The sequence below is a fragment of the Sphingopyxis sp. TUF1 genome (assembly GCF_036687315.1).
GTDB lineage: Bacteria > Pseudomonadota > Alphaproteobacteria > Sphingomonadales > Sphingomonadaceae > Sphingopyxis > Sphingopyxis kveilinensis.
The window spans coordinates 3112899-3138091 of the sequence record NZ_CP144683.1 but is presented as its reverse complement, the minus strand read 5'-3'; the positions used below and the strand labels follow the sequence as shown (position 1 = coordinate 3138091).

At 64.1% G+C, this 25193-nt stretch carries 23 protein-coding genes; 9 read left to right on the top strand and 14 right to left on the bottom strand.

What is annotated here, in order from left to right:
• Window positions 1-420 precede the first annotated feature (420 nt).
• The gene (locus VSX77_RS14740; protein WP_338425359.1) at window positions 421-1395 is read right to left on the bottom strand and encodes a glucokinase; all 975 of its coding nucleotides are present in this window, start codon (window positions 1393-1395) and stop codon (window positions 421-423) included.
• Between the two features lie 195 nt (window positions 1396-1590).
• On the opposite strand from VSX77_RS14740, the gene VSX77_RS14735 reads away from it, so the two are divergent.
• The 4 genes from VSX77_RS14735 to VSX77_RS14720 all read left to right on the top strand — a co-directional run bounded on the left by VSX77_RS14735 (window position 1591) and on the right by VSX77_RS14720 (window position 8984).
• A complete protein-coding gene (locus VSX77_RS14735) occupies window positions 1591-4806 on the top strand; it encodes an autotransporter outer membrane beta-barrel domain-containing protein (RefSeq protein WP_338425358.1) in 3216 nt (1071 codons plus the stop codon).
• Window positions 4807-4898: 92 nt separating this feature from the next.
• Window positions 4899-5567: an RNA polymerase sigma factor gene (locus VSX77_RS14730; protein WP_338425357.1), complete on the top strand. Its 669-nt coding sequence runs from the start codon at window positions 4899-4901 to the stop codon at window positions 5565-5567.
• On the top strand, window positions 5557-6492 hold the full coding sequence (locus VSX77_RS14725; RefSeq protein ID WP_338425356.1) for a FecR family protein: 936 nt from the start codon (window positions 5557-5559) through the stop codon (window positions 6490-6492). The genes VSX77_RS14730 and VSX77_RS14725 overlap by 11 nt, the downstream gene beginning before the upstream one ends.
• 2 nt (window positions 6493-6494) lie before the next feature.
• Window positions 6495-8984, top strand: coding sequence for a TonB-dependent receptor domain-containing protein (locus VSX77_RS14720; RefSeq protein ID WP_338425355.1), 2490 nt, complete (start codon window positions 6495-6497; stop codon window positions 8982-8984).
• A 109-nt stretch (window positions 8985-9093) separates the two neighbouring features.
• On the opposite strand, the gene VSX77_RS14715 is transcribed toward VSX77_RS14720, so the two are convergent.
• Together VSX77_RS14715 and VSX77_RS14710 are read right to left on the bottom strand one after the other, a co-directional pair.
• Complete coding sequence (locus VSX77_RS14715; protein WP_338425354.1) at window positions 9094-10233, bottom strand: acyl-CoA dehydrogenase family protein; 1140 nt, start codon at window positions 10231-10233, stop codon at window positions 9094-9096.
• Window positions 10234-10339: 106 nt separating this feature from the next.
• Window positions 10340-11533 (bottom strand): acyl-CoA dehydrogenase family protein, encoded by a 1194-nt coding sequence (locus VSX77_RS14710; RefSeq protein ID WP_338425353.1) that lies wholly within the window; start codon window positions 11531-11533, stop codon window positions 10340-10342.
• A 159-nt stretch (window positions 11534-11692) separates the two neighbouring features.
• Here VSX77_RS14710 and VSX77_RS14705 point away from each other — a divergent pair, with 159 nt between their 5' ends.
• The gene (locus VSX77_RS14705) at window positions 11693-12769 is read left to right on the top strand and encodes an MBL fold metallo-hydrolase (RefSeq protein WP_338425352.1); all 1077 of its coding nucleotides are present in this window, start codon (window positions 11693-11695) and stop codon (window positions 12767-12769) included.
• Window positions 12770-12860: 91 nt separating this feature from the next.
• Here VSX77_RS14705 and VSX77_RS14700 read toward each other — a convergent pair whose 3' ends face one another.
• The 3 genes from VSX77_RS14700 to petA are packed head-to-tail and all read right to left on the bottom strand — an operon-like array spanning window position 12861 to window position 15553.
• Window positions 12861-13670, bottom strand: coding sequence for a cytochrome c1 (locus VSX77_RS14700; protein ID WP_338425351.1), 810 nt, complete (start codon window positions 13668-13670; stop codon window positions 12861-12863).
• 31 nt (window positions 13671-13701) lie between these two features.
• Entirely contained in the window at window positions 13702-14982 is a 1281-nt protein-coding gene (locus VSX77_RS14695) for a cytochrome b (protein ID WP_338425350.1), read from the bottom strand.
• 13 nt (window positions 14983-14995) lie between these two features.
• The gene (gene petA, locus VSX77_RS14690; protein ID WP_338425349.1) at window positions 14996-15553 is read right to left on the bottom strand and encodes a ubiquinol-cytochrome c reductase iron-sulfur subunit; all 558 of its coding nucleotides are present in this window, start codon (window positions 15551-15553) and stop codon (window positions 14996-14998) included.
• Between the two features lie 223 nt (window positions 15554-15776).
• Between petA and VSX77_RS14685 the strand changes: the two genes are divergently transcribed.
• Window positions 15777-16235, top strand: coding sequence for a tRNA (cytidine(34)-2'-O)-methyltransferase (locus VSX77_RS14685; protein ID WP_338425348.1), 459 nt, complete (start codon window positions 15777-15779; stop codon window positions 16233-16235).
• A complete protein-coding gene (hemF, locus tag VSX77_RS14680; protein ID WP_338425347.1) occupies window positions 16232-17092 on the top strand; it encodes an oxygen-dependent coproporphyrinogen oxidase in 861 nt (286 codons plus the stop codon). The genes VSX77_RS14685 and hemF overlap by 4 nt, the downstream gene beginning before the upstream one ends.
• A 54-nt stretch (window positions 17093-17146) precedes the next feature.
• Here the strand turns inward: hemF and VSX77_RS14675 are convergent, their stop codons facing one another.
• The gene (locus tag VSX77_RS14675; RefSeq protein WP_338425346.1) at window positions 17147-18028 is read right to left on the bottom strand and encodes a hypothetical protein; all 882 of its coding nucleotides are present in this window, start codon (window positions 18026-18028) and stop codon (window positions 17147-17149) included.
• Between the two features lie 111 nt (window positions 18029-18139).
• Window positions 18140-18886 carry a hypothetical protein gene (locus VSX77_RS14670; protein WP_338425345.1) on the bottom strand — a complete coding sequence of 249 codons (747 nt, stop codon included), beginning with the start codon at window positions 18884-18886 and terminating at the stop codon, window positions 18140-18142.
• A 132-nt stretch (window positions 18887-19018) separates the two neighbouring features.
• Between VSX77_RS14670 and lipB the strand changes: the two genes are divergently transcribed.
• Together lipB and VSX77_RS14660 are read left to right on the top strand one after the other, a co-directional pair.
• Entirely contained in the window at window positions 19019-19672 is a 654-nt protein-coding gene (gene lipB, locus VSX77_RS14665; protein WP_338425344.1) for a lipoyl(octanoyl) transferase LipB, read from the top strand.
• Window positions 19673-19681: 9 nt separating this feature from the next.
• A complete protein-coding gene (locus VSX77_RS14660; protein ID WP_338425343.1) occupies window positions 19682-20026 on the top strand; it encodes a hypothetical protein in 345 nt (114 codons plus the stop codon).
• 3 nt (window positions 20027-20029) lie between these two features.
• On the opposite strand, the gene queE is transcribed toward VSX77_RS14660, so the two are convergent.
• From queE to VSX77_RS14630, 6 genes are all read right to left on the bottom strand, one after another.
• Complete coding sequence (gene queE, locus VSX77_RS14655; RefSeq protein ID WP_338425342.1) at window positions 20030-20662, bottom strand: 7-carboxy-7-deazaguanine synthase; 633 nt, start codon at window positions 20660-20662, stop codon at window positions 20030-20032.
• Between the two features lie 4 nt (window positions 20663-20666).
• Window positions 20667-21350, bottom strand: a complete 684-nt coding sequence (gene queC / locus VSX77_RS14650) for a 7-cyano-7-deazaguanine synthase QueC (RefSeq protein WP_338427284.1) — start codon at window positions 21348-21350, stop codon at window positions 20667-20669.
• Window positions 21351-21525: 175 nt separating this feature from the next.
• Window positions 21526-21930: a DUF3617 domain-containing protein gene (locus tag VSX77_RS14645; RefSeq protein ID WP_338425341.1), complete on the bottom strand. Its 405-nt coding sequence runs from the start codon at window positions 21928-21930 to the stop codon at window positions 21526-21528.
• A gap of 134 nt (window positions 21931-22064) precedes the next feature.
• Complete coding sequence (locus tag VSX77_RS14640) at window positions 22065-22988, bottom strand: Hsp33 family molecular chaperone HslO (protein ID WP_338425340.1); 924 nt, start codon at window positions 22986-22988, stop codon at window positions 22065-22067.
• Between the two features lie 10 nt (window positions 22989-22998).
• A complete protein-coding gene (gene argF, locus VSX77_RS14635) occupies window positions 22999-23922 on the bottom strand; it encodes an ornithine carbamoyltransferase (RefSeq protein ID WP_338425339.1) in 924 nt (307 codons plus the stop codon).
• Window positions 23922-25109, bottom strand: coding sequence for an aspartate aminotransferase family protein (locus tag VSX77_RS14630; RefSeq protein ID WP_338425338.1), 1188 nt, complete (start codon window positions 25107-25109; stop codon window positions 23922-23924). The genes argF and VSX77_RS14630 overlap by 1 nt, the downstream gene beginning before the upstream one ends.
• Window positions 25110-25193: the final 84 nt, after the last annotated feature.

The following is a 25193-nucleotide window of genomic DNA, read 5'->3' as shown; positions in this document are numbered from 1 at the left end:
GCTCCGGAACGGAAAGCTATCTGTCGATTTCCATGATGGCGGGTGGAGTCCGCGGTCCCAAACGGCGCAGGGGCCGCAGAATAGCTTCAAAGGTCAGTAAAAGTCAGCCTTGTGCGGCGGCCGGTCTGTTGTTCGGGGCGGACATGCCACACCGAGTTGCTGAACGCGCCCACCGGCGGGGCAGCCATCGCATTTGTCCACATATTGAAAGAGCCGGAATGAAGGCTGGCACAGTCAGACCATGTAGGACAGCGTTTTTTGGATCCGCTATGAGGTGGTTAGCGGACGTTGCCTTAGAACGTCGCCCCCGCGAAGGCGGGGGCCGCCGTCGGCCTTTTCCTACGTCGCCATGTAAACCGACAGCGGCCCCCGCCTTCGCGGGGGCGACGTCTTACTTTGGTCGCTAACCCCCCGCCAAACCTACCCCGCGAACTGCCGCGCGAAGGCCGCGGCGGCGCCGAACAGGCCGGGCTGCGGATGGGTGATGAGCTTCACCGGCAGCGCCGCCATGAACCCTTCGAACCGCCCCTTTTCGATAAAGCGTTCGGGAAAGCCCGATCGGACCAGGCTGTCGCGGATGCGCAGCCCCAGCCCGCCGGCGATGACGACCGCGCTTGCTCCCTGCGCCAGTGCGAGGTCGCCCGCGACGCTGCCCAGCGAAAGACAGAAGCGATCGACCGCGGCCGCGGCAAGCGCGTCCTCGCCGCCAAGCGCCGCCGTCCAGATCGCCTTGTCGTCGAGCGGCGTCACCGCGCGCCCTTCGAGCATCGCCAGCGTCTCATAGATGTCGACGATCCCCGGCCCCGACACGATGCGCTCGACCGACACGCGCCGATGCCGCTTGCGCAGCCGCGCAAGGATCGCATCCTCGATGCTGTCGAGCGGCGCGAAATCGATATGCCCGCCCTCGGTCGCCTGCACGCGGTATCCGCTTTCGTCACGCCAGACATGCGCGACGCCCAGGCCGGTGCCGGGGCCGATGACGCTGATCGTGCCGGTAGGCGGCAAGGGTTCGGCGGGCCCGGTCAGCCGCTCGAAATAGCTTTCGTCGGCCTGCGCGACGGCGTGGCCGACCGCCTCGAAATCATTGACGAGAACATGAGCGTCGACATTCAGCTTCTCGCCGATCAGCGCGGGACGGATGATCCACGGATTGTTGGTGAATCGGATGATCTCACCGCGCGTTGGCCCGGCGATCGCGATCGCGACCGCCCGCGGCAGCGTGCCGCCCTGCTGGCGTTCAAAATCCTGCCACGCGGTCTGAAAGCTTGCGTGGTCCCTGGTGTGGAGCGTCGTGGCCTCGCCGAGCGTGCGGACGCGGCCGCCCTCGACCTCGGCCATGGCAAAGCGCGCATGGGTGCCGCCGATGTCGACCGTGACAATCTGTTCGCTCATCGCTCTCCCTTGCCGATCCTCGCCGGTTCCCCGATCGCGGCATGTCCGACCGGCGCGGACGATGCAACAGGGCATAGCTATGCGCGCGCCGGCCGCCGTACCGTCCGCGGCATTTTTTTCCAAGGCGCGCGGGGCACGGTTCCGTCTTGTGATTGTCGCCGGGGAAACACCCGGCCCAAATATAAGAGGAACCCGATGCGCAAGACCCTGTTGGCCTCCACCTGCCTGGCCACCCTTATCTCGACCGTCGCCCACGCCGAAACGACGATCACGACCGCGACGACTACGCCGGTGCGAACGTCGACGATCAAGTCGGGCACCCCCGACGACATCAAGATCACGTCCGCCGGTTCGATCAAGCCGACCGTCGCCGGTCCCGCCGTGACGATCGACAGCAATCACAAGGTCGTCAACGAAGGCACGATCGAGTTCAGCAATATCGACGGCGCCACGGGCATCCTGGCAAACGCGGGGACGACTGGCGAAATTACCGTCAGTTCATCGGGCAAGATCACGATCGGCGAAACCTACGCACCGACCGATATTGACAATGACGGCGACATCGACGGCCCGTTCGCGATCGGCAGCAACCGCGTCGGCATTGCGACCGCAGGCGCCTTTAACGGCAACATCCTCAATGCGGGTGCAATCGCGATCGAAGGCAACGACTCGGCGGGCATTCGCCTTGGCGGCCCGCTCACCGGCAATTTCACCAACAACGGCACGATCAGCGTGCTCGGCGACCGCGCGCTTGGCGTGGGGCTTCAGAACGTCACGGGCAATGTCCGTATCGCCGGAACGATCACCGCGACGGGTGTCGGTGCGGTCGGCGCGCGCCTTGGCGGCGACATCACGGGGGCGCTCGTCGTCCAGGGCAATCTCACGGCAACCGGCTATCGCTTCACGACGCCGCCGTCCGATCCCGCAAAGCTCGATGCCGATGATCTGCTTATCGGCGGCCCCGCTCTGTCGATCGAGGGCAACGTGTCCGGTGGCGTCGTCCTGGCCGTGCCGCCCAAGGATGCGAGCACAACCGACGACGATGAAGATGACGACGGCATCGACGACGACGAGGAAGGCTCCGCGGTCGTGCGGTCCTATGGTTCCGCAGCGGCCATCCGTATCGGCTCGGCGGATCGCGCGGTAACTATCGGTCCCGTCGCCGGCACCGGCACCGGCCTTGGTTTCATCATCGACGGCGCGGTGCTTGGCAGCGGGCTCTATACCGGTATCGACGGCAACGCGATGCAGATCGGCGGGCTCGGCGGTGCAGTGACGATCGCCGGCGGCATTGGTATCGGCACGAACGGTAGCGTCGGCGCGGTGTCGAAGGATGCGGCGGCAACCGCGATCCGGTTCGGCAGCGGCGCGTCGACCCCCGAACTGCGCAACGCGGGCAAGATCGAAGCGACAACCGGCGGCAACGCAGCGGGCGCGATTGCAACGGCCGTGATCGTCGAAGCCGGCGCCGATGTTCCGCTGATCCGCAACAGCGGCACGATTACCGCCAAGACCGGGGGCGATAACGGCACCGCACGCGCAATCGTCGACCTGTCGGGCAACGTCGATATGGTCGAGAACAGCGGCGCGATCAGCGCAACCGGCGCGCTTGCCGATTCCGACCGCAACATCGCCATCGACCTGTCGGCGAACGGCACCGGCGCGACCGTCAAGCAGACGGCCGTCGCGTCCGACAAAACGGCTCCGAGCATCGTCGGCGATGTCCGCTTCGGCGGAGGAAACGACGTGTTCGACATCGCCGACGGATCGGTGAAGGGCGACAGCTTTTTCGGCGCGGGCAACAACCGCCTCGCGCTGTCGGGCGACGCCACCTATGAGGGTGATGCGCGTTTCGGTGCCGGCAACGATACGATGACGCTGGCCGGCACAGCCAAGTTCCAGGGCCTGGCGGACTTTGGCGGCGGCGCCGATACGCTGACGATCGGCGGCACCTCGGTCTTTTCCGGTACGCTCGCCAATTCGTCGGGGCTGGCAGTTTCGGTCAGCGGCGGCGCGTTCGACGTGCGCGGCGCGGCGACGATCGCTTCGCTTTCGGTCACCGACGAGGGTGTGCTGGGCGTGATGCTCGATACCAGCAGCACGGGTACCGCACTCCAGGTGACGGGCAACGCCAGCTTTGGCGCCGACTCGACACTTGCACTCCAGCTGTCGAGCATCGAGAATGCCGAAGGCGAGCACATCGTGCTGACGGCCGGATCACTGACCGGTGCGAGCAATCTGACCGCTTCGGAAACGCTGCTGCCATTCCTGTACAAGGGCACACTCACCTCCACGACCAATCAGCTGATCGTTGATGTCGAGCGCAAGAGCATCGACGAGCTTGGCCTCAACCGGTCGGAAGCGGGCGCATTCAACGCGGTCATCGACGCCGTGGTCGCCGAGGAAGCGATCGAGGATGCATTCCTCGCCATCACCGATGGCGACGAGTTCCGCAACCAGTTGCAGCAGATGTTGCCCGAGCATGAAGGCGGGGTGTTTGAAACCGTCACCTCGGGTTCGCGCGCGCTCGCGCGCTACCTGCTCGACCCCAATGCGCCTTATCAGGATGAAGGCAAATGGGGGTATTGGATCAACCAGGCCGTCTGGGGCACGTCGAAGAGCGTCGGCAACACCGCAAGCTATGACGTCAGCGGCTGGGGCATTTCGCTCGGCGCCGAAATCGAGAGCGATGTCGGCAATTTCGGCGGATCGATTGCTTTTCTCAGCGGCAAGGACGGCAATGGCAGCAACGCCAACGAGGTAAGCACGAGCCAGTTCGAAGGCGCGCTGCACTGGCGCCTGCGTTCGAATGGCTTCATGGCGAACGCCCGCGTGTCGGGTGCGCCGGTGAAGCTGAAGGGCACGCGAATTTTCCGTGCCGAAGCGGGCGCCGAAGACATCGAAGAAACGATGAAGGGCAAATGGGACGCGACCCTGTGGTCGGCATCGGGTTCGGTCGCCTACGACACGCGCGTCGGGGGCCTGACGCTGCGCCCGATGGTCGCGGTCGACTATTACAAGCTCAAGGAAGATGGCTATCAGGAAACGGGCGGCGGCGATGCGCTCGACCTCACCGTCCTCAGCCGCGACAGCGACGAACTGGCAGTCACCGGCACGATGACGCTCGGCCTCGAATTCGGCGGTGCCGACGAATATGACGGCTGGACACGCTTCGAACTCGAAGGCGGCCGCCGCCAGATCGTCAGTGGGATGCTCGGCGCGACGACCGCGTCGTTCAAGGACGGTACGCCTTTTACCCTGATCCCCGATGATCGCACGAGCGGCTGGGTCGGCCGCCTCCGCGGAATCGCCGGCAATTCGGCCTTTCAGGTCGCCGGTGAAGTGTCCGCGGAAGAACAGCAAAGCCATATTGGCTGGGCGTTCCGTGCGAGTCTGCGGGTCGGCCTCTAGCCCCCCTTGGCCGGCCCGCGCGCAAGGGGGAAGCAGAACCCCTACCCTGCTTCCCCCTTGCCACCCCCCGGCTCAAAGAAGTTATAACGCAGATGCTCGAAGCCTTGTCCCCCGCATGTCCCGCGCCAGAGTTGCACGGTCGCATCCGGACGCTATATGACGGCGTCATCCTCGGGATGTTTCCTGCAGGGCGACACGGCCTATCCCAGCAAAAGATGGCGTTCCAAAGCAAAATATTCATGACCGAGCCGCGCGATCTGACCGACGCCGCCCAAGGCATTGAAGGCGTATTGCTCGCCAATCGCGACCGCATCGTGCGTTTTCTCGAGGTGCGCGGCGCGGGCGATGCCGCCGAGGACCTGTTCCAAGATCTGTGGATGCGCCTGACCGACCGCCGCATCGGCCCCGTTGCCGATCCGCTGTCCTATATCATGCGCGCGGCGAACAATCTGATGCTCGACCGTTATCGCTCGGTCCGGCAACGCGATCTGCGTGACAAAGCGTGGGGCGAGACGGCGGCAACGCAAAGCCCGTCGACCGAGGCATCGCTAATCTCGCGCGAGCAGCTTGGACTTGTTGAAGCCGCGATTGCCGCCAATGGCGAGCGCGCGGCGCGCATTTTTCGTCGCTTTCGTGTCGATGGGGTCACCCAGCGCGACATTGCGGGCGAAATGGGCGTGAGCCTGAGCACGGTGGAGGCCGATCTGCGCAAAGTCTACGCGTCGCTCGCGGTTCTGAGGAGGCAGTTCGATGCCAGTTGAACCCGGGAACGCTGCCGAAGCGCGCGCGATCGACTGGCTCGTCCGCCAGCGCGACCCCGCCTTCGACGAATGGGACGGCTTTGCCGATTGGCTGGCGGAAGATGCGGCCCATCCGGCGATTTATGACGCGATCGCGAGCCTCGACCGCGATCTCGACGCACTGCCTGCCGCGCCGAGGGGCGTGACGGTCGTCGATACGCCCGCGCCGCGCCGCCTTTCGCGGCGACGCTGGTTCGGCGGCGCCGTCGCCGCTGCGCTGGTGGGTGCCATCGGTCTTTCGCTCCCCGGTCTCTGGGGCAGCGACGGCCGTATCGAAACCGCCGCCGGCGAGCATCGCACGATCACGCTGGCCGACGGCTCGACGATCGATGTCAACGGCGGGTCGGTGATCGAGATCGACGAAGAACGCCCGCGCTTTGCGCGCCTGGAAACAGGCGAAGCGATGTTCCGCGTCGTGCATCGCGACGGCGACCCCTTTATCGTCGAAACCGGCGATGCGCGAATTGTCGATCTTGGCACCGCATTCAACGTCGTGCGGCGCGATCGTGTGACCTCGGTCGCGGTTTCGGAAGGCCTCGTCGTCTATAATCCCGATCGCGACAATGTCCGGCTGGCGGCGGGCAAGGGTCTCGACGCGCGCGACGGGGACAGCGCCCCGCCCGCCGCCAAGGATGTTGAGATCGCCAACATCGGGGGCTGGCGCCGCGGCCTGCTCGTCTACAACGGCGCCCCGCTGTCGATCGTCGCAGAGGATCTGCGGCGGACCGCCGGGATACAGCTGAGCATCGCCCCCGATGCATCGACGCTTTCGTTCCGCGGCGCGCTGGTCATCGACAAGGATCGAAGCCGCACAATCGCCGATCTTGCCGCGCTGTCGGGAACCCGCGCCGAGCGACAGGGCGAAGGCTGGCTACTGACCCGTTGACGATGGATGCGCGCCTTGTCCTTGCCGCGGCCGCCATTGCGCTGAGCCTGCCTGCCGCCGCCGAGGCAGCCGAGGATCGTGCGTTCGACATTCCGAAAGGCAGCCTTTCGGCGGTGGTACCGATCATCAGCCAGCAGGGCGGCGTCAGCATCAGCGTGACCGACGCCCGTTTGTGGAAAGCGCGTGTCCGCCCGGTGCGCGGAACGATGCAAGTCGACGAGGCGATCCGCCGCCTGCTCGCGGGCACCGATGCCCGCGCCGTCCGCGTCAGCGCGACAAGCTGGCGGATCGAGAGGCGCCCGCCGATTCAGCGCGCGCGCGCCGTCCCGGCGCCGGATCATCCGCCGCAACCGCGCGCGCGCGCGCCGGCAAATGACCTTGTCGCCGCCCCGGATGACGAGATCATCGTCACCGCGTCGAAGACCGATCTTCCCTATTCGCATTTCGCCGGCGTCGTCACCCAATTGGATGGCGGCGAATTGGCGTTTGGCGGCGAACGCGGAATGGATTCAATCCTGTCGCGAACCGCCACGGTTTCCTCGACCCATCTGGGTTCGGGGCGCAACAAGCTGTTCATCCGCGGGATCGCCGATTCCAGCTTCACCGGACCGACGCAGGCGACCGTCGGACAATATCTGGGCGACATCCGCCTCAGCTATAATGCACCCGATCCCGACCTGCGCCTCTATGACATCGACAATGTCGAAATCCTCGAAGGACCGCAGGGCACGCTCTATGGCGCGGGAGCGCTCGGCGGCATCATCCGCGTCATCCCCAAAGCCCCCGATCCGCGCGCCATGACGGTTCAGACGATCGCGGGGCTTTCGCTGACCCAGCATGGCGACCCCGGCGGCGACATCGCCGGGATCGTCAACCTTCCGGTCGGCGAAGATGGTCACGCGCTGCGTCTGGTCGGCTATATGATTACCGACGGCGGTTATATCGACAATCCCCTGCGCGGGCAGAACGACATCAATCGCGTCCACATCCGCGGCGGACGCGGCACCTTTCGGGTCGAGGCTGGCGAAGGTTGGACGATCGACATCGGCGGCGTCTATCAGGCGATCACTTCCGACGACGCGCAATATGCCGACAAGGATGCGCCGCCGCTGACGCGCTATTCGATGATCGAACAGCCGGCCAAGGCGCATTACGCGCTTGGCACGCTGGTGTTGATGAAGGATTGGGGCGACCTGCGCTTTCAATCGTCGAACGCGTTCATCGACCACGGCTTGTCCGAACGCTTCGACGCCAGCCTGCCGGCGGGCGACGTGATCGGCGGCGGAGGGTCGGGCATCGCCGTCGGCAACGTCGATGTCGAACGTCTCTTTGCCCCGATCGAGATCAAATTGTCACGAAGCGTGCCACGCGCGCTGAACCAGCATAACGCCACGCGGATGCTCGCCAGCGAAAACCGTCTGTGGCGACCCTATTACGATGGGCTCGGCTGGGTCGTGGGCGCCAGCGTCGTCGCAAATCGCGCACGCCAGGACCGCGAATATGCCTATGGGCCGCTCACCACCGTCTTGCCGGGCGTGACCAATCGCATCACCGAATGGACCGGCTATGCCGAAGTGACGAAGGAACTGATGCCGGGGCTTATCGCCACAGGCGGCCTGCGTCTCTCGCACGCGCGCCTCGGCGGCACGGCGGAAGGCGTATCCTTCGCGTTAGCGGAGGCCGGGCGCGAGACGACCGCATCGCGCAATGAAACCGACCTGCTGCCGTCTTTCTCGCTGCTCGCAATGCCGCTCGCCAATCTGCGCGTCTATGCGCGCTATCAGGAGGGATTCCGGCCCGGCGGTCTCGCGATCAACGGAAATTTCGTGCGCCGTTTCATGAACGATCAGGTCCAGACATGGGAAGCGGGCGTACGTTTCGGCGACCGCAGCCGGACGCTTCTCGACGCGACGCTGGCGCTCTCTTACAGCCGCTGGCGAAACATTCAGGCCGATTTCATCGACAGCAACGGCTTTCCGACGACGGCCAATATCGGCGACGGCCGCATTACCAGCCTGTCGGGCGCCATCGCGATGCGGCCGAGCGATACGCTGACGTTCGAGCTTGGCGCCATCTATAACCACAGCCGCGTCGACGACCTGTCGCCGCAGATCCTGCCCATTTTCGTCGCCGCCCCCGAACGGCTCGGACGCATTCCCAACGTCGCCAGCCATGCCGTCCGCGGATCGGTCAATTACGCGACCTTTATCGGTGACGAGGATTTTCGAATCAATGGCTGGGCAAACTATGTCGGCCCGTCGCGGCTTGGCATCGGTCCGGTTTTGGGAGAAAGCCAGGGCGATTATGTCGATACCGGCCTGGCAATGCGGATTGGCAACGAGCGCCGCGGCCTGTCGCTGACGCTTACCAACCTGTTCGATACGCGCGGCAACCGCTTCGCACTCGGCACGCCCTATGTCGAAGGAAACGAAGGGTTTATGACGCCGCTTCGTCCCCGTACCTTACGGATCGCGGTCGACGTCGCTTATTAGCGAATGTCCGTTTCGGGGTGAAAAGCCGCCCGCACCTTATTCGTCATCCCGGCGAAGGCCGGGATGACGATTGAAATAATGGTCAGCTTCGGGCGTCCAGTCGACCCGGTCAATCCGCCAGCGCGAGCTGCTCGTAGCGGTCCATATGATAGTCGGCGCTGCCGAACTGCCCCTCGATCATCGTCGCACGCTTGAAATAATGGCCGATGGCCAATTCCTGCGTAATGCCGATGCCGCCATGCGTCTGGATCGCATTCTGCCCGACGAACTTGGCGCCGCGCGCGACCTTGTTCTTCGCCGCCGAAACCGCCGCCATGCGTTCGTTCGCCGGCAAGCCCAGCTTCAGCGTCGCCATGATCGTCATCGAGCGCGCCTGTTCGACCTCCATAAACATGTCGACCATGCGATGCTGAAGCACCTGGAACTTGGCGATCGGCACCCCGAACTGCTTGCGCTGCTGCGTATATTCGAGCGTGCCTTCGTGCAGTTTCTGCATCACGCCGGTCGCTTCGGCGCAGGTTGCTACGGTGGCCTCGTCGACAATCTGTTCGATCAGCGGCAGCGCCGCTCCCTCGCCGCCGAGCAGCGCATCGCCGGGGATCGCGACATTTTCGAAATAGATTTCCGACGCGCGGCTACCGTCGACCGTCGGATAATCGCGGCGGATGATGCCCGGCAGCTTGGCGTCGATCAGGAACAGTGAAACGCCATCCTTGTCGCGCTGTCCGCCGCCGGTCCGGGCGGTGACGAGCAGGTGCGTCGCCCAGGGCGCGGCATAGACTACGCTCTTGTGACCGTTCAGGACATAACCGCTGCCGTCCTTCTTCGCGTTCGTCTTGAGGTTGGCGAGATCGTAACGACCCTGCGGCTCGGCATAGGCAAAGGCGATAATCGCATTGCCGGCGATGATCTCGGGAATCATTGCATCCGCCTGCGCGCCGCCGACGGCTTTGAGGGCGCCACCCGCGATGACGACGGTCGGCAGATACGGCTCGATCCCGATGACCTTGCCCAGTTCCTCCATCACGATCGCATTTTCGAGCGCGCCGCCGCCAAGGCCGCCATGCTCCTCGGCAAAGGCCGCGCCGAGCATCCCCAGTTCCTGCGCCAGCGCAGTCCAGATCGCCGGGTCGCGCCCGCTGTCCGAATTGATGAACTTCTGACGCGTTTCGAAATCATAGGTGTCGGCCAGAAAGCGCGACAGTGTTTCGCGGATCATGTCCTGCGTTTCGGTGTAGGTGAAATCCATTTTACATCCCCGTCGCCCCCGCGAAGGCGGAGGCCGCTATAGGTTTATACTGCGGCGCTGAGTCCGGCCGGTTGCGGCCCCCGCCTTCGCGGGGGCGACGCGTTACTCAAAGACCCAAGACCATCTTCGCGATGATGTTGCGCTGAATCTCGTTCGACCCGCCATAGATCGTCGTCTTGCGCATGTTGAAATAGGTCGGCGCGGCGCGGTGGGCATAATCGGGCCCGATCGGATGCTCGTTGTCGCCTTCGCCGAAACCGCGGAAATAGGGCGCGCCATAATGGCCGACAGCTTCCAGCGTCAGCTCGGTCAGCCGCTGCTGGATCTCGCTGCCCTTGATCTTGAGCAAGCTCGATTCGGGCCCCGGCCCCTTGCCCGCATTGGCGCCAGCCAGGCTGCGCAGCTCGGTAAATTCGAGCGCGGTCAGATCGACCTCAAGCTCGGCGACCTTGCGCTTGAAGAAGGGGTTGGCGAGCAGCGGCTTGTCACCGTCGAGCTCGGTGCGTGCGATCGCCTTCACCTTCTCGATCCCGCGTTTCGACGCGGCGACGCCGGCGATGCCGGTGCGCTCGTGCGCAAGCAGGAACTTGGCGCAGGTCCAGCCCTTATTCTCCTCGTAAACACGGTTGGCGACGGGGACACGGACATCCTCCAGCCACACCTCGTTGACTTCATGCTCGCCGCCCAAGGTGATGATCGGGCGCACGGTGATGCCGGGCGACTTCATGTCGATGAGGAGGAAGCTGATGCCTTCCTGCTGCTTGGCGTCCTTGTCGGTGCGGACGAGGAAAAAGCCCCAGTCGGCATGCTGCGCAAGCGTCGTCCAGGTTTTCTGCCCGTTGACGATATAATCGTCGCCGTCGCGCACCGCCGTCGTGCGCAGCGAAGCGAGGTCGGACCCCGAACCGGGCTCCGAATAGCCCTGGCACCACCAATCCTCGCCCGACAGGATGCGGGGAAGGAAATGGGCCTTCTGCTCGGGCGTGCCAAAGGTGTAAATGACGGGACCGACCATCGCGAGGCCGAAGGGCATCAGGCGGATGCAGTCGGCGCGCGCCGTCTCTTCGGACCAGATGAAGCGCTGCGTCGGGGTCCAGCCGGTGCCACCATATTCGACCGGCCACGCGGGGGCGATCCAGCCCTTTTTGTACAAGATCTTGTGCCAGGCGAGGAAATCCTCCTTGGACAGTTCTTCCCCCTCTTCCTGCTTGCCGCGAAGCTCGGCGGGATAATTTTCGGCAATGAAGTCGCGCACTTCCTGTTGGAAGGCCAGATCTTCGGGGCTGAATTCCATGTCCATCACGAATCTCCCATCGGGTAATGGCGCGCTTATACTGTCCGCTCACCTTTACGTAAACGGCAAGTTTCATTTGGCAACTTTCCGCGCTGCCGAGATTGCGCGTATGAAAGCGCGTTGTCCAGCAGGCGCGGGTGCCTGGGACGGGATGGGGGATAAGCTATGACCAAGGCAAGCCGTGCCGCGCTATGGGCAGCGGTAATCGTCAGCATCGCGGCGATTGCCGCGTGGCTATTTCAGCGCCCGATCGGCATGTGGCTGTTCGAACGCGCAGCCGAACACAATATCAGCCGCGACACGCTCGCCGACCTGCCCGACGGCCTGCACGCGGGTCTGTGCGGCACCGGCTCCCCCCTCCCCAACCGCGAACGCGCCGCGGCCTGCACCATCGTGATAGCGGGCAAGGCGATGTTCGTCGTCGATGCGGGCGAAGGCGCGGCGCGCAACATCGCCTTGATGGGCTTGCCCAACGGCCGCATCAAGGCGATGTTCCTGACGCATTTTCACTCCGATCATATCGACGGGATGGGACCGATGATGCTGCTGCGCTGGACCGCGAGCGGCAATAGGGCGCCGCTGCCCGTCTATGGCCCGACGGGTGTCGAGGGTGTCATATCGGGGTTCAATGCCGCCTATGCGCGCGATAACAGCTATCGCACGGCGCATCATGGCCCCGATATTACGCCGCCTGCGGCCGCTGGCGCCACCGCCATGCCTTTTGCGATGCCGGCGGCACCGACTATCGTCTATGACGCGGATGGCCTGCGCGTGACCGCCTTCGCCGTCGATCATCGTCCGGTGCAGCCTTCGGTCGGCTATCGCTTTGATTACAAGGGACGCAGCCTTGTCATCAGCGGAGACACCGCGCCGTCAAAGTCGCTCGAGGCGGCGTCGAAAGGCGCTGATCTGCTGATCCACGAGGCGCTGAACCCAGCAATGGTCCGCACGCTCGCGGCCAAGCTCGACAAGGCCGGACGGAAACAGACCGCCCAGATCATGCGCGACATCCTCGATTACCATACCAGCCCCGCGCAGGCGGCCGACAGTGCGCGCGCCGCGGGGGTCAGGATGCTGGTGCTCAGTCATGTGGTGCCGTCGATGCCCTCGCCTTACCTGAATGCGGCGTTTCTCGATGGAGCCGAGGATCGCTTCGACGGGCCGGTCATCGTCGGCGAAGACGGGCAATATTTCTCGCTGCCTGCAAACAGCGAAGAGATCGAACGCGGCAGCTGGTTCTAGGCCGCCCGAAAAACTGGACGCCCGACCTGAAAAGTCGACCGCGTTCGGATGAACGGAAGGAGGGCGATCGATCGGTCGCCCTCCCCTGTCCTCAATGCTTCTTGTCGGCCCAGATGTTGCGGTACGACAGATAGGTCAGCACGGTGAAGATCAGCAGGAAGCCGAACACGGCCCAGCCCACCTGCACGCGCTTCACCAGCTTGGGCTCGGCGGTCCAGACGAGGAAGGCAGCGACGTCCTTCGCCATCTGATCGACCGTGGCCTTGGTGCCGTCGGCATAGGTCACCTGTCCGTCCGACAGCGGTTTCGCCATCGCCAGGTTCAGGTTGGGGAAATAGGGGTTGTAATGCAGCCCCGTCCCCGGCTTCAGCTCCGCCGGAAGGTTCGCCGGCGGGTTCTGATAGCCGGTCAGCAGCGAATAGACATAATCCTTGCCGCCTTCGCGCGCCTTGGTGATCAGCGACAGGTCGGGCGGGATCGCATTGTTGTTCGCTGCACGCGCGGCAACGTCATTGGCATAGGGAGCCGGGAAATGATCCGACGGCAGGCCGTCGCGCGTCGCGGCTTCGCCGGTGTCGGGGTTGATCGACGGCACCTGGAAGCCCTTGGCGAAGCTCTTCACCTGGCCTTCGGTATAACCCAGGTCCTGAATGTTGCGGAACGCGACGAGGTTCAGGCTGTGACAGGCCGAGCAGACCTCCTTGTACACCTGCATCCCGCGCTGCAACTGCGCCTGATCCCAATGCGGCATCAGGCCGTCGCTCGCCAGCTTCAAATGCCGGGGATGCTTGACGAAACTATGGGCGACATTGGGTTCATTCTTCAGCGGCGTCGTGAAGATCGCGAGCACCAGCGCGGTGATGAAACCGAGGCCGACGAGAAATCCGAGCGGGCGAACCATGGCTGTATCAGCTCCTGTTAAAGTCTGGCGCTCAGGCCGTGGCCGCCGACTTGTCGTCGGCATGCTTTGCAAGGACCGCTTCGGTGATCGAATTCGGCATCGGCAGCGGACGTTCGATCCGCGAGACGATCGGCAGAATGACCAGGAAGTGGGCGAAATAATAGATCGCGCCAATCTGGCTGAGGATCACCCACGGCTGTTCGGCGGGCTGCATACCGCACCAGCCGAGGAGCAGCACGTCGGCGACGAGCACCCAGAAGAACCAGCGATACAGCGGGCGATAGGTCGATGACTTCACCGGCGAGCTGTCCAGCCAGGGCAGGAAGAACAGGAGCGCGATCGATGCGAACATCGCAATGACGCCCCACAGCTTCGCATCGATCCACAGGAAGTTGAAGGTGAAGGCCTTCAGGATCGCGTAGAAGGGCAGGAAATACCATTCAGGAACGATATGCGCCGGCGTCGACAGCGAGTTGGCCGGGATATAATTGTCAGCGTGACCCAGCATGTTCGGGCTGAAGAAGGTCAGCGCGACGAACACCAGCAGGAAGATACCCAATCCGAAGCCGTCCTTCGCGGTGTAATAGGGGTGGAACGGGACGGTGTCCTGTTCGTCCTTCACCTCGATGCCCGTGGGGTTGTTCGACCCCGGAATGTGCAGCGCCCAGATGTGCAGGATAATGACCCCCAGGATCACGAACGGCAGCAGATAGTGGAGCGAGAAGAAGCGGTTGAGCGTCGCATTGTCGGGAACGAAGCCGCCGAGCAGCCACTGGCGCACCGGCTCGCCGACGATCGGGATCGCGGAAAAGAAACCGGTAATCACCTGCGCGCCCCAGAAGCTCATCTGGCCCCACGGCAGCACATAGCCCATGAAGGCGGTTGCCATCATCAGCAGGAAGATCACGACGCCGAGCAGCCACACCATTTCGCGCGGCGCCTTGTACGATCCGTAATAAAGGCCGCGGAAAATGTGCAGGTAAACGACGATGAAGAACATGCTCGCGCCGTTCATATGCGCATAGCGAATGAACCACCCGGCGTTGACGTCGCGCATGATATGCTCGACCGAATTGAACGCCACGCCGACATTGGCAGCATAGTGCATCGCCAGGATGAGGCCGGTGATGATCTGGATCATCAGCGCGGCGCCGGCGAGCACGCCGAAGTTCCAGAAATAGTTGAGGTTGCGCGGCACGGGGTAACCTGCGCCGATCGCATTGTAGACGAGGCGCGGCAGCGGCAGCTTCTCGTCCAGCCACTTCATCAGCGGCTGCTGGGGTTCATAATTTTTGGCCCAGGGAAAGCTCATCTTATCTCGCTCCTCAGCCGATCGTCACGACAGTGTCGCTGTTGAATTCATAGGGCGGCACAACCAGATTCTTGGGTGCCGGGCCCTTACGGATGCGCGCCGCGGTGTCGTAGTGTGATCCGTGGCAGGGGCAGAAGTAGCCGCCAAAGTCGCCCTTGTTCTCGCCCTCAGCGGCGCCGAGCGGCACGCAACCGAGGTGGGTGCAGACGCCCAGCGTGATCAGCCAGTTTTCCTTACCGGGCTTGGTGCGCTGGTCGATCGTTTCGGGATCGCGCAGATCGCCCAGCGGCACCGCCTTGGCTTCGGCGATTTCCTTGGCGACCAGATTGCGGACGAACACAGGCTGCTTGCGCCAGCTGGTTTTGATCGCCTGGCCGGGCTGGATCGCCGAAATGTCGATTTCGGTCGTCGACAGCGCCAGAACGTCGGCCGACGGATTCATCTGATTGACGAGCGGCAGCACGACGGCGACGGCCCCGACACCCGCGAAACTCACCGCCGCAATATTGATGAAATCCCGGCGGCGTACGCCATCCTCGATACCGGCGTTGAGTTCAGTTTCACTGGCCATTCGACTGCCCTTGCATGGGTGAACTAGAAATCATTCCCGAAGCCATGTTCCGCCCTGTTGCACGCGCACGAAAGCGCACAACCCGGCGGCCCCTCCGGGAATTGCGGGCCTGATAGCCGCACAGTCGGGGCTTGCCAACAGGCAATTTCCGCTTCGCGCACCGGGCCGCCCCGCCGCGGGCAAGCCTCTCGATTCACAGCGCCTTGGCCTGTAAGGGGGCGGGATGGAGATTGCGCTGTTTCAACCCGACATCGCCGGCAATGTCGGCACGATCCTGCGCACCGCCGCCTGCTTTGGCGTATCCGCGCACATTGTCGAGCCGTGCGGCTTTCCTTTTGGCGACGCGGCGCTGCGGCGCGCGGGAATGGACTATGCCGCGCGCGCCGATGTCCGGCGCCACGCCGATTGGGACGGCTTTTGCGACTGGTCGCGGGGCAGCGGCGGGCGGCTCGTTCTCCTGACCACCGCGGGTGCTACCCCGCTTCCCGACTTCACGTTCGAGTACGGCGACGTGCTCATGTTCGGATCGGAAAGCGCGGGCGTCCCGCCGCGTGTCCACGCTGCCGCCACCGCACGGGTCGCGATTCCGATGCGGCCCGGCTTTCGATCCTTGAATGTCGCGGTCGCCGCTGGCATCGCGCTCGCCGAGGCGCTCCGGCAAACGAAAGGCTTTCCGTCATGATCCCGCTCGATCCGCAGCAACAGCGCGCGCGCGACTGGTTCGAATCGCTTCGCGACCGCATCTGCGCCGAGTTCGAGGCGATCGAGGCCGAAGCCGGCAGCGACGCGCGCTTTACCTACACGCCCTGGGATCGCGAGGCCGACGGGCTGGAGCCGGGTGAAGGCGGCGGCGGCGTGCGCGGGGTGATGACCGGCGAGGTCTTTGAAAAGGTCGGGGTCAATGTCTCGACCGTCGGCGGCCAGTTCGCGCCCGACTTTGCCGCGTCGATCCACGGCGCGGGCGACGACCCCAGCTTTTTTGCGACCGGAATCAGCCTCGTCGCGCATATGGCGAACCCGCACGTCCCCGCGGTGCATATGAACACGCGCTTCCTCGTCACAACGAAGCGCTGGTTCGGCGGCGGCGCCGACCTCAATCCGCCGATTCCGTATCAGGAAGATACCGATGCGTTCCATGCGCGGCTGCGCGCCGCCTGCGCGCCCTTTGGTCCCGACGTCTACGAACGCTATGCCAAATGGGCCGAGGATTATTTCTATATCCCGCACCGCGGCGTCCACCGCGGCGTCGGCGGCATTTTTTACGACCATCTCGAATGCGGCGACGATGCCGAGTTCGATCGCAATTTCCAGCTGACACAGGCGGTGGGCGAGGCTTTTCTTAATGTCTTTCCCCAGATCGTGCGCCGCCGGATGAAGCAGCCCTTCAGCGACGCCGAGCGCGAAGAACAGCTGATCTGGCGCGGTCGCTATGCCGAGTTCAACCTTGTCTACGACCGCGGGACATTGTTCGGGCTCAAGACCGGCGGCAATATCGACGCCATCCTGATGAGTCTGCCGCCGCTCGCCAAGTGGAGCTGACGCGAAAAGGGCGCCCCGTTTACCGGAGCGCCCCGTCGCCCATGCTTGCGTCGATCAGGCGAATATCTCGCCCGATGCCCGCGGGGCGATCGCGCGATAGACGCCGACCGGCATCGAAAATGTCAGCATGATGACCGGAAGGTAGACGAGCGCTCCGACGACGATCATCGTCAGCATCGCGCCAAGGTCTGACCCCCCGGCGATCGCGCCCAAGACCCCGCCAAAAATCATCCCCGCCACCAGTACATAGACAAACATGCCGATCGCGAAGAGCAGGTAGAAACCGACGATTCCCCACTGCGACGGCCCGGTCAGCCGCCACGATTCGCCAAGGCCCGTCACCGGATTGCGCGTCAGGCGCTCCGCCATCACCGGTCCCGCGATCAAGAAACGGCCCTGCACCCACAACAGGAAAACGACGAACGCGATGTAGAAGAGGATCATGACCAGGATCGCTCCACCACCGATCGCGCCGACATCGCCCGATTCGAGCGCCGCCGGCGAAAATGCGCCCATTCCGCCAAGCGCCGCGCCGAAAATCAGCGTCAGGATGAACATGACGATAAAAATGACGATATAGGCGGCGATCATCACGACCATCATGCCAAAGGCCAGAGCAGGCCCGGCCTGAAACGCCCAAGCAAAATTCGGCGCTTCGCCGGGATGCATTCCGCCGCGCCAGATGAGCATCGACACGCCATAAAAGATGACTGCGGCGATCAGCGCGAATACGGCGATGCTGCCGAACGCGCCCATGACCACCGACGGATCGTTCGGCGCCATCGCCATCGCTGTAAATGTCGATCCGAGAAACAGGTAGGCGAGCAAACCAACGAGGACCAGCGCTCCGCCGACCCACATCAGCATCTGCATCCAATTGGCTTTCAGAAACGCGAAGGTCTCCGAAAAGGCCGCTCCGATACTCATTTTCGTCATGTCACTTCCCCCTGTTATCGAACCTTATTCTCCATGCAATCCGAAGCGGGTGAGAGCCTTTGTGACGTCGCGCGGGGCGGCTTGCCTATTTATATCCGGGCATTTTATCGGTCACTGAAACACGTCGGATGCGCTGCGCAGCGCCAGCTGGCGATAGGCGGCCGCGGCGACGGCTACCGAAAAAAGGCTGCCGATCGCACCGAACGCCGCTTCTACCAAACCGCCGACCATGCGGCCAAAGCCAGGCTCGGTCCCCGCGACGACCGCGACCACTCCGCCGACGATGAGTGCGGCGATGAAAATGACAAGCGCGACGAGAAACAGGAAAAAGAACACGGCCCAGCCATTGTCCCTGGTCAGGTCCCAGCTCGTCCGGATCGCGGCAAACGGATTATAGATGCTCCGGTCTGCAATCGCCGGCGCCACCAGCGCCAATCGACCGATCAGGTAAAGGCCCGGAACGATCAGCAAGACGAAGCCGAAACCGATGCCGATGCCCGACAGGATCTGCGCCGCTATCATCGTAGGAAACAGCATCAGGCCAAAGGTCAGCGCTTCGCCGACGCTGACGCCGGTCCGCGAGAGCCACAGCCGCAGGATCGCGACGGTGCCGATCATCGTGCTGAGCGCGACGGCGATCTGGCCGGGGATCATCTGCCGAAAGCTTTCACGATATGTTTCCATCACCTGCTCGATCTCGGTGCCCGCGGGCGGCTCGATCGGCACGGGGCCAAACCATGCGAAGGCGAGCGCGGGCAGAAAGAAAAACACGCCGGCGATCGCGCCGATCAGCGCCCTGTGCGATCTGAGCAGCAGCAATGTGTCGTCCCACGCCGCGCCCATGTCGAATTTTGTCATTGATACCCCGTGATTTTCCGATTTCCCTGTCGCAACGAAAGTGACGCTATTCACCCTGTCTGTCCAGCCCCGTTGGCTCGAAGTCCGGTAGGCCTTGCGCCGACGCCGACGACGCGCCAGATAGCCCGCGTCATGCCCTCACTTCCGCCCCCCCAATGGACCATTAGTCCGGGCCTGACCGACTATGCGGCGGCGCTTGTCGAGATGGAGGCGCGTGCTGCAGCCATCCACGCGGGCGAAGCGGACGAACGCATCTGGCTGCTCGAACATCCGCCCCTCTACACCGCCGGAACGAGCGCCGATCCGGCCGAGCTGCTCGATCCGCGCTTTCCGGTCTATGACGCCGGACGCGGTGGGCGTTATACCTATCATGGCCCCGGCCAGCGCGTCGGCTATGTCCAGCTCGACCTGACGCGCCGCGGACGCGATGTGCGCGCTTATGTCCACGCGCTTGAGGGCTGGGTGATCGATGCGCTGGCGCTGCTGGGCATCGAAGCGCGACGCGCCGATGGCCGCATCGGCATATGGACCGACGACGAACAGGGACGCGAGGCAAAGATCGGCGCGATCGGCGTGCGCGTCAAACGCTGGGTGACGATGCACGGCTTTTCGCTGAACGTCGCGCCCGACTTGACGCATTTCAATGGCATCGTGCCGTGTGGGATCGCCGAATATCCCGTCACCAGTCTCACCGCACTCGGCAAGAAAGCCGGCTTTGCCGATGTCGATGCCGCGCTGGCGGCGACGCTTCCTGCCTTTCTCGACAAGCTGCGGCCAAGCGATTAGGACCAGCGCATGACCCGGACCCTTCTGCCTTCGCTCCTTCTCCTTGGCCTCGCCGCGTGCGGCGGCGGCGACACCGGCGGCACGTCGACGACCAAGCTCGACGCGGTCGAGGTTCAGCCCGGATCGGTGAGCGATTCGATGATTATCCTCGACGATGCGGTCAGCGACGGTACCGCCGTCGATAACAGCGTTCCCGACGACGGGACGGCGAAGAAGACCACCGATCCCGATGAAAGCGAAGGCGAGGACGAGACCGCGCCGCCCGCCGAGGCCGACGAGAATCCCGACGCGGTCGATATGCCCGCCGTCAAAAAGGCGGTCACCCCCGACGCTCCCGCGAAAAAGGGCGAATAGACGCTAGCGCAGCCCCAGACTCTTGTGCGTCTGGAGCGAGAGGCGCCAGCGCGGATCGTCCATCACGAGGTCGATACACGCCTGCACATTGGCCGCGGCGTTCGGATCGTCGAGCGGCTGCACGAGCCGATGCTTGAAATCGAGCCCGACGAGTGCCGCAACATCGCTGCCCGGTTGTGGCCAAACGAGTTTGAGCTCGTCGCCGCTCCGCTGCACCAGTTCGCTCCCGGCCTTCGGGCTGACGCAGATCCAGTCGATGCTGCGCGGGATCGGCAGGGTGCCGTTGCTTTCGATTGCGATGGCGAAACCGCGCGCGTGCAGCGCATCGATCAGCGCGGCATCGACCTGCAACATCGGCTCGCCGCCCGTCAGCACGACATAGCGGTCATCGACGCCCGGCCCCCAGCTATCGGCGATCGTGTCGGCAAGCGCCGCCGCATCTCGGTACTTCGCGCCCAATGTGCCGTCGGTGCCGACAAAATCGGTGTCGCAGAATTTGCAGACGGCTTTCGCGCGGTCCTGTTCGCGACCGGTCCATAAATTACAGCCCGCAAAACGGCAGAAGACGGCGCGGCGGCCCGCCCGCGCGCCCTCCCCCTGGAGCGTGAGGAAAATCTCTTTGACCGAATAGGCCATCGGATCAGGCGTAGCGCGTCGGGTCGGCGAGCCCGGCGTCAGCAAAACCCTTGCTGCGCAAACGGCAGCTGTCGCACGCGCCGCAGTGCAGGCCCTCGGGCGTCGGATCGTAACATGACCAGCTCATCGCCGCGTCCATGCCGAGCCGCGCGGCCTCGGCAGCGATGTCGGCCTTGGTCATGTGCTGGAGCGGCGCGTGGATATGAAATTGCGTGCCCTGATCGCCGTCGCGCGTCGCGAGCGCCGCCAGCTTTTCGAACCCCGCGATAAATTCGGGACGGCAGTCGGGATAGCCCGAATAGTCGAGCGCGTTGACCCCGATCACGATATCCGCGGCCTGTCGCGCTTCGGCGAGACCCAGCGTCAGCGACAGAAAGATCAGGTTGCGCGCGGGGACATAGGTCACCGGAATGTCGGTTCCTACCCCTTCCTTCGGCACGTCGATGTCGTCGGTCAGCGCCGACCCGCCAAAGCGGCGAAGGTCCAGCGGCAGGACAATATGCTCGGCCGCGCCGACATGATCGGCGATGCGCGCGGCCGATTCCAGCTCGACGCGGTGCCGCTGGTTATAGTCGATCGTCAGCGCCACGATCCGCGCACCCGCCTCGCGCGCGAGGCCGGCACAGACCATCGAGTCGAGCCCGCCCGACAGAAGGACGATCACCGATTTTCCGGACACATTTTGCATCGGCGCCAGATAGGCTGCGTCCGCCGGGGGCGCAAGTGCCGCGGCGCGCCAAAGAAACGGGCCGCGAGGCATTCGCCGCACGGCCCAGTTCCGGCATGTAAGCCGTTAGGGAGAAGGGCACACATCGGTATGCCACTCTTACTTCATAGCCGATAATGGTTAAAAATATATTGGTTCAGCAAGCGCCGGTGCGACGTGCCTCGATCGCCTGCGAAAAAGGCCTGCCCTCCGCAATCCCCTGCGTGTCGATCTGCACGAGCCGGTTGGTCTCGCTGCGGATCGTTGTCCGGCCATGCCCCGCACCGGGGCAAGTATAATGGACCGTCACCGCATTAGGCTTGTCTTCGATGACATAACGCGCGCAATTCGCCCCCGGATGATGGATCTGGATCAACCGGCGCGCGTCGCCGATGCACACGGTCTGCAACACCGCGGTCGCGCCGCGTTCACGCAATTGCCAGCTGCCTTTTTCGAGACGATCGAGCATAGCCAGCGATGGCGCCTGCGCCGGGACGGCACTTGCGCTCGCAAAGCCGAGCGCCAAGAACATAATTCGCGTAAGGGGAGAGAAGATCGCCATTCGTCCGTCCATGACCTGCCTGAGCTATGGATTGCGACCCTGCTCCTTCGTAAGCTAACAACGCACGGTCCCAATTTCAACCGCTTGGCGCCGAATTGTCTCGCTTTGCCGCTAAAGCCGCAGCAAATACCCCGTCAGGCCTCGCGTTCGCGATCGGCGATTTCAGCTAGCGGAATGGGGAAGAAACGCGAGCAAAAGGCGCAATCGACGACGATGTCACCCATTTCGTCCGCCATCTCTGCGCGCTCGGCAGCCGGGAATTGCGCCAGCACGCCCGCGAAATAATCGGTGCTGCATCGGCAACCGCGCGACACCATGGTGCCGGGCTCGACGCGCACTTCATCCTCGTGAAACAGGCGCCATGCCAGCGTTTCGAGCGAGGTCGCGGGGTCGGTGAGTTCCTCGTCCTTCAGCGTCGCGGAGATCGTCTTGGCATGGTCCCATTCGGGATGGTCGTGCCGCACGTGCAGCCGGTCGCGCCCCACCTCGCCCTCGGGAAGATGCTGAAGCAGCAGCCCGCCCGCGACGCACCCCGCCTCGGCATCGTGGCGCGCGGCGAGGCTGATCAGACTGGGGATTTGTTCGGACTGTTCGAAATAATGTTCGGCGGCATCGCCGATCGACGATCCCTCGAGCGGGACGATGCCCTGGTAGCGTTCGCCCGTTGCTGCCTGATCGAAGGTGATCGCCAGAAAGCCCTCGCCGAACAGCGCGAACAGCGTGGGATCGGACCCCACCTCCGCCAGCCGCTCGGCATCGAATTTCAGATAGCCGCGCAGCTCGCCCGCCTTGTAATCGCAGACGAGCAATTCGACGGGACCGCCGCCGGTCTGCGCTTGCAGGGTCAGCTGGCTGTCCTCGGTCTTCAGCGTTGAGCCGAGCAGCACGGTGAGCACCAGCGCCTCGGCGAGCAGCTTTTCAGCGACCGGTGGATAGCTGTGCGCCGACATGATAGTGTTGAGCACGGGACCAAGCCGCACCAAACGCCCGCGCACATGCCGCTCCGCAATGGTGAACAGCAGCGGCTGGTCGAACCAGGTCTCGATCGTTTCGCTCACGCCCGTCGCCTCACAGCTTGCCCAGCGCCCAGAGCAGAATCGATTTCTGCGCGTGGACGCGGTTCTCCGCCTCGTCCCATACGCGCGACTGCGTGCCATCGATCACCGCGTCGACCACCTCTTCGCCGCGGTGCGCGGGCAGGCAATGGAGGAACAGCGCGTCGCCCTTCGCCCCTGCCATCAGCCGCTCGTCGACCTGAAACGGCGCCATCGCCGCGACCTTGTTGTGCGCATGGTCCTGCCCCATCGACACCCAGGTGTCAGTGACGACCAGGTCGGCGCCCGTGACGGCCTCGCGCGCGTCGCGCATGATGTCGATGCGGACGCCCTTTGCGCGCGCCGCCTCGACAAAGTTCGCGTCGGGCTCATAACCCTGCGGCACCCCGGCGCGCACGTTGAATCCGAACAGTCCCGCCGCCTCGATTAGCGAGGCAAGCACATTGTTGCCGTCACCGAGCCACGCGAGTTCAAGCCCCGGCAGCGCCTTGCCGCTCTCGACGATCGTCAAGAGGTCGGCAACGATCTGGCATGGGTGCGACAGGTCGGTGAGGCCGTTGATGACGGGCACGCTCGCATATTCGGCGAGTTCCTCTGCCTTGGCATGGTCGTCGGTGCGGATCATGATCGCATCGGCATAGCGCGACAGCACACGCGCCGTGTCGGCGATCGTCTCGCCGCGGCCTAGCTGGGTCGTGCCGGCGTCGAGGATCATCGGCACCCCGCCGAGCTGACGGATCGCGATGTCGAACGAGGCGCGCGTGCGCGTCGAATTCTTCTCGAACACCATCGCCAGCACATGATCGGCGAGCGGTTTGTCGGCATCGACCCGCGCCTTGGGCCAGCCCGCGCGCGCCGCCTTGCGATCGATCGCGTCGGCGATCATCGCGGCGACGGCATCGCCGCCCGCGTCGGCGAGGTTCAGGAAATGCGGCATTACGCTTCGGGCGGCGTGTAGCTCGCCGCGCCCGCCGACAATTTCTCGACAAATTCGTGGATGTGCGACTGTTCGATGTTGAGCGGCGGCAGCACGCGGACGACATTGTCGCCCGCCGCGACGGTCAGCAGCCCGTGATTGTCGCGCAGGTGCGCAACAAAAGCGCGGCTGTCCGAACGCAGCTTGACGCCGAGCATCAGCCCCATGCCGCGCACGCTTTCAAAGAGCTGATCGTGGTTCGGGATAAGCTGTTCGAGCGCGCCGCGCAGCCGCTCGCCGGTTGCCTTGACCTGATCGAGGAAGCCATCCTCCAAAATCACGTCGAACACCGCCTGCCCCGCCGCCATCGCCAGCGGATTGCCGCCATAGGTCGATCCGTGGGTGCCGATCCCCATGCCGCGCGCCGCCTTTTCGGTGGCGAGGCACGCGCCGAGCGGGAAACCGCCGCCGATGCCCTTGGCCGTTGCCATGATGTCGGGCGCGATGCCATATTGTTCATAGGCATAGAGCGTGCCGGTGCGCGCGACGCCGCACTGAACCTCATCGAAAATCAGCATCAGGTCGCGTTCGTTGCAGATGTCGCGCAGGCCCTGAAGGAAGGGCTGCGACGCCGGACGGATGCCGCCCTCGCCCTGCACCGGCTCAATCAGGAAGCCCGCGGTATTATCGTCGACCAGATCAAGCGCGGCGTTGAGATCGTCAAACGGCGCATAGGCAAAGCCGGGCAGCAGCGGATCGAATCCCTTGCGCAGCTTTTCCTGATTGGTTGCCGAAATCGTGCCGAGCGTGCGGCCGTGGAAGGCGTTGTTGAAGGTGATGAGGTTATGCTTTTCCGCGTTGCCTGCGCTCGAATGATAGGCGCGCGCAGTCTTGATCGCGCATTCGACAGCCTCGGCGCCCGAATTGGTGAAAAAGACGGTGTCGGCAAAAGTGTTGTCGACGAGACGCTGGGCAAAGGCTTCACCCTGCGGGCTGCCGTACAGGTTCGACACGTGCATCAGTGTCGCGGCCTGCTCCTGAATCGCCTTCGTCAGGTGCGGGTGGCCGTGGCCGAGCAAGTTGACCGCGATGCCGCTCGCAAAATCAAGATAGCGCTCGCCGCGCTCGCCGATCAGATAAGCCCCCTCGCCGCGCACCGGACGCACAGCGCACCGGGGGTATACGGGCATCAGCGGCGTGATCGACATGGCAGGCACCTTTCCGTCAAAAGTAAAAAGGCGACCCCGTTCGGGCCGCCCTTGCTCGGACGGCTCCTATACCGCCCACGCCGG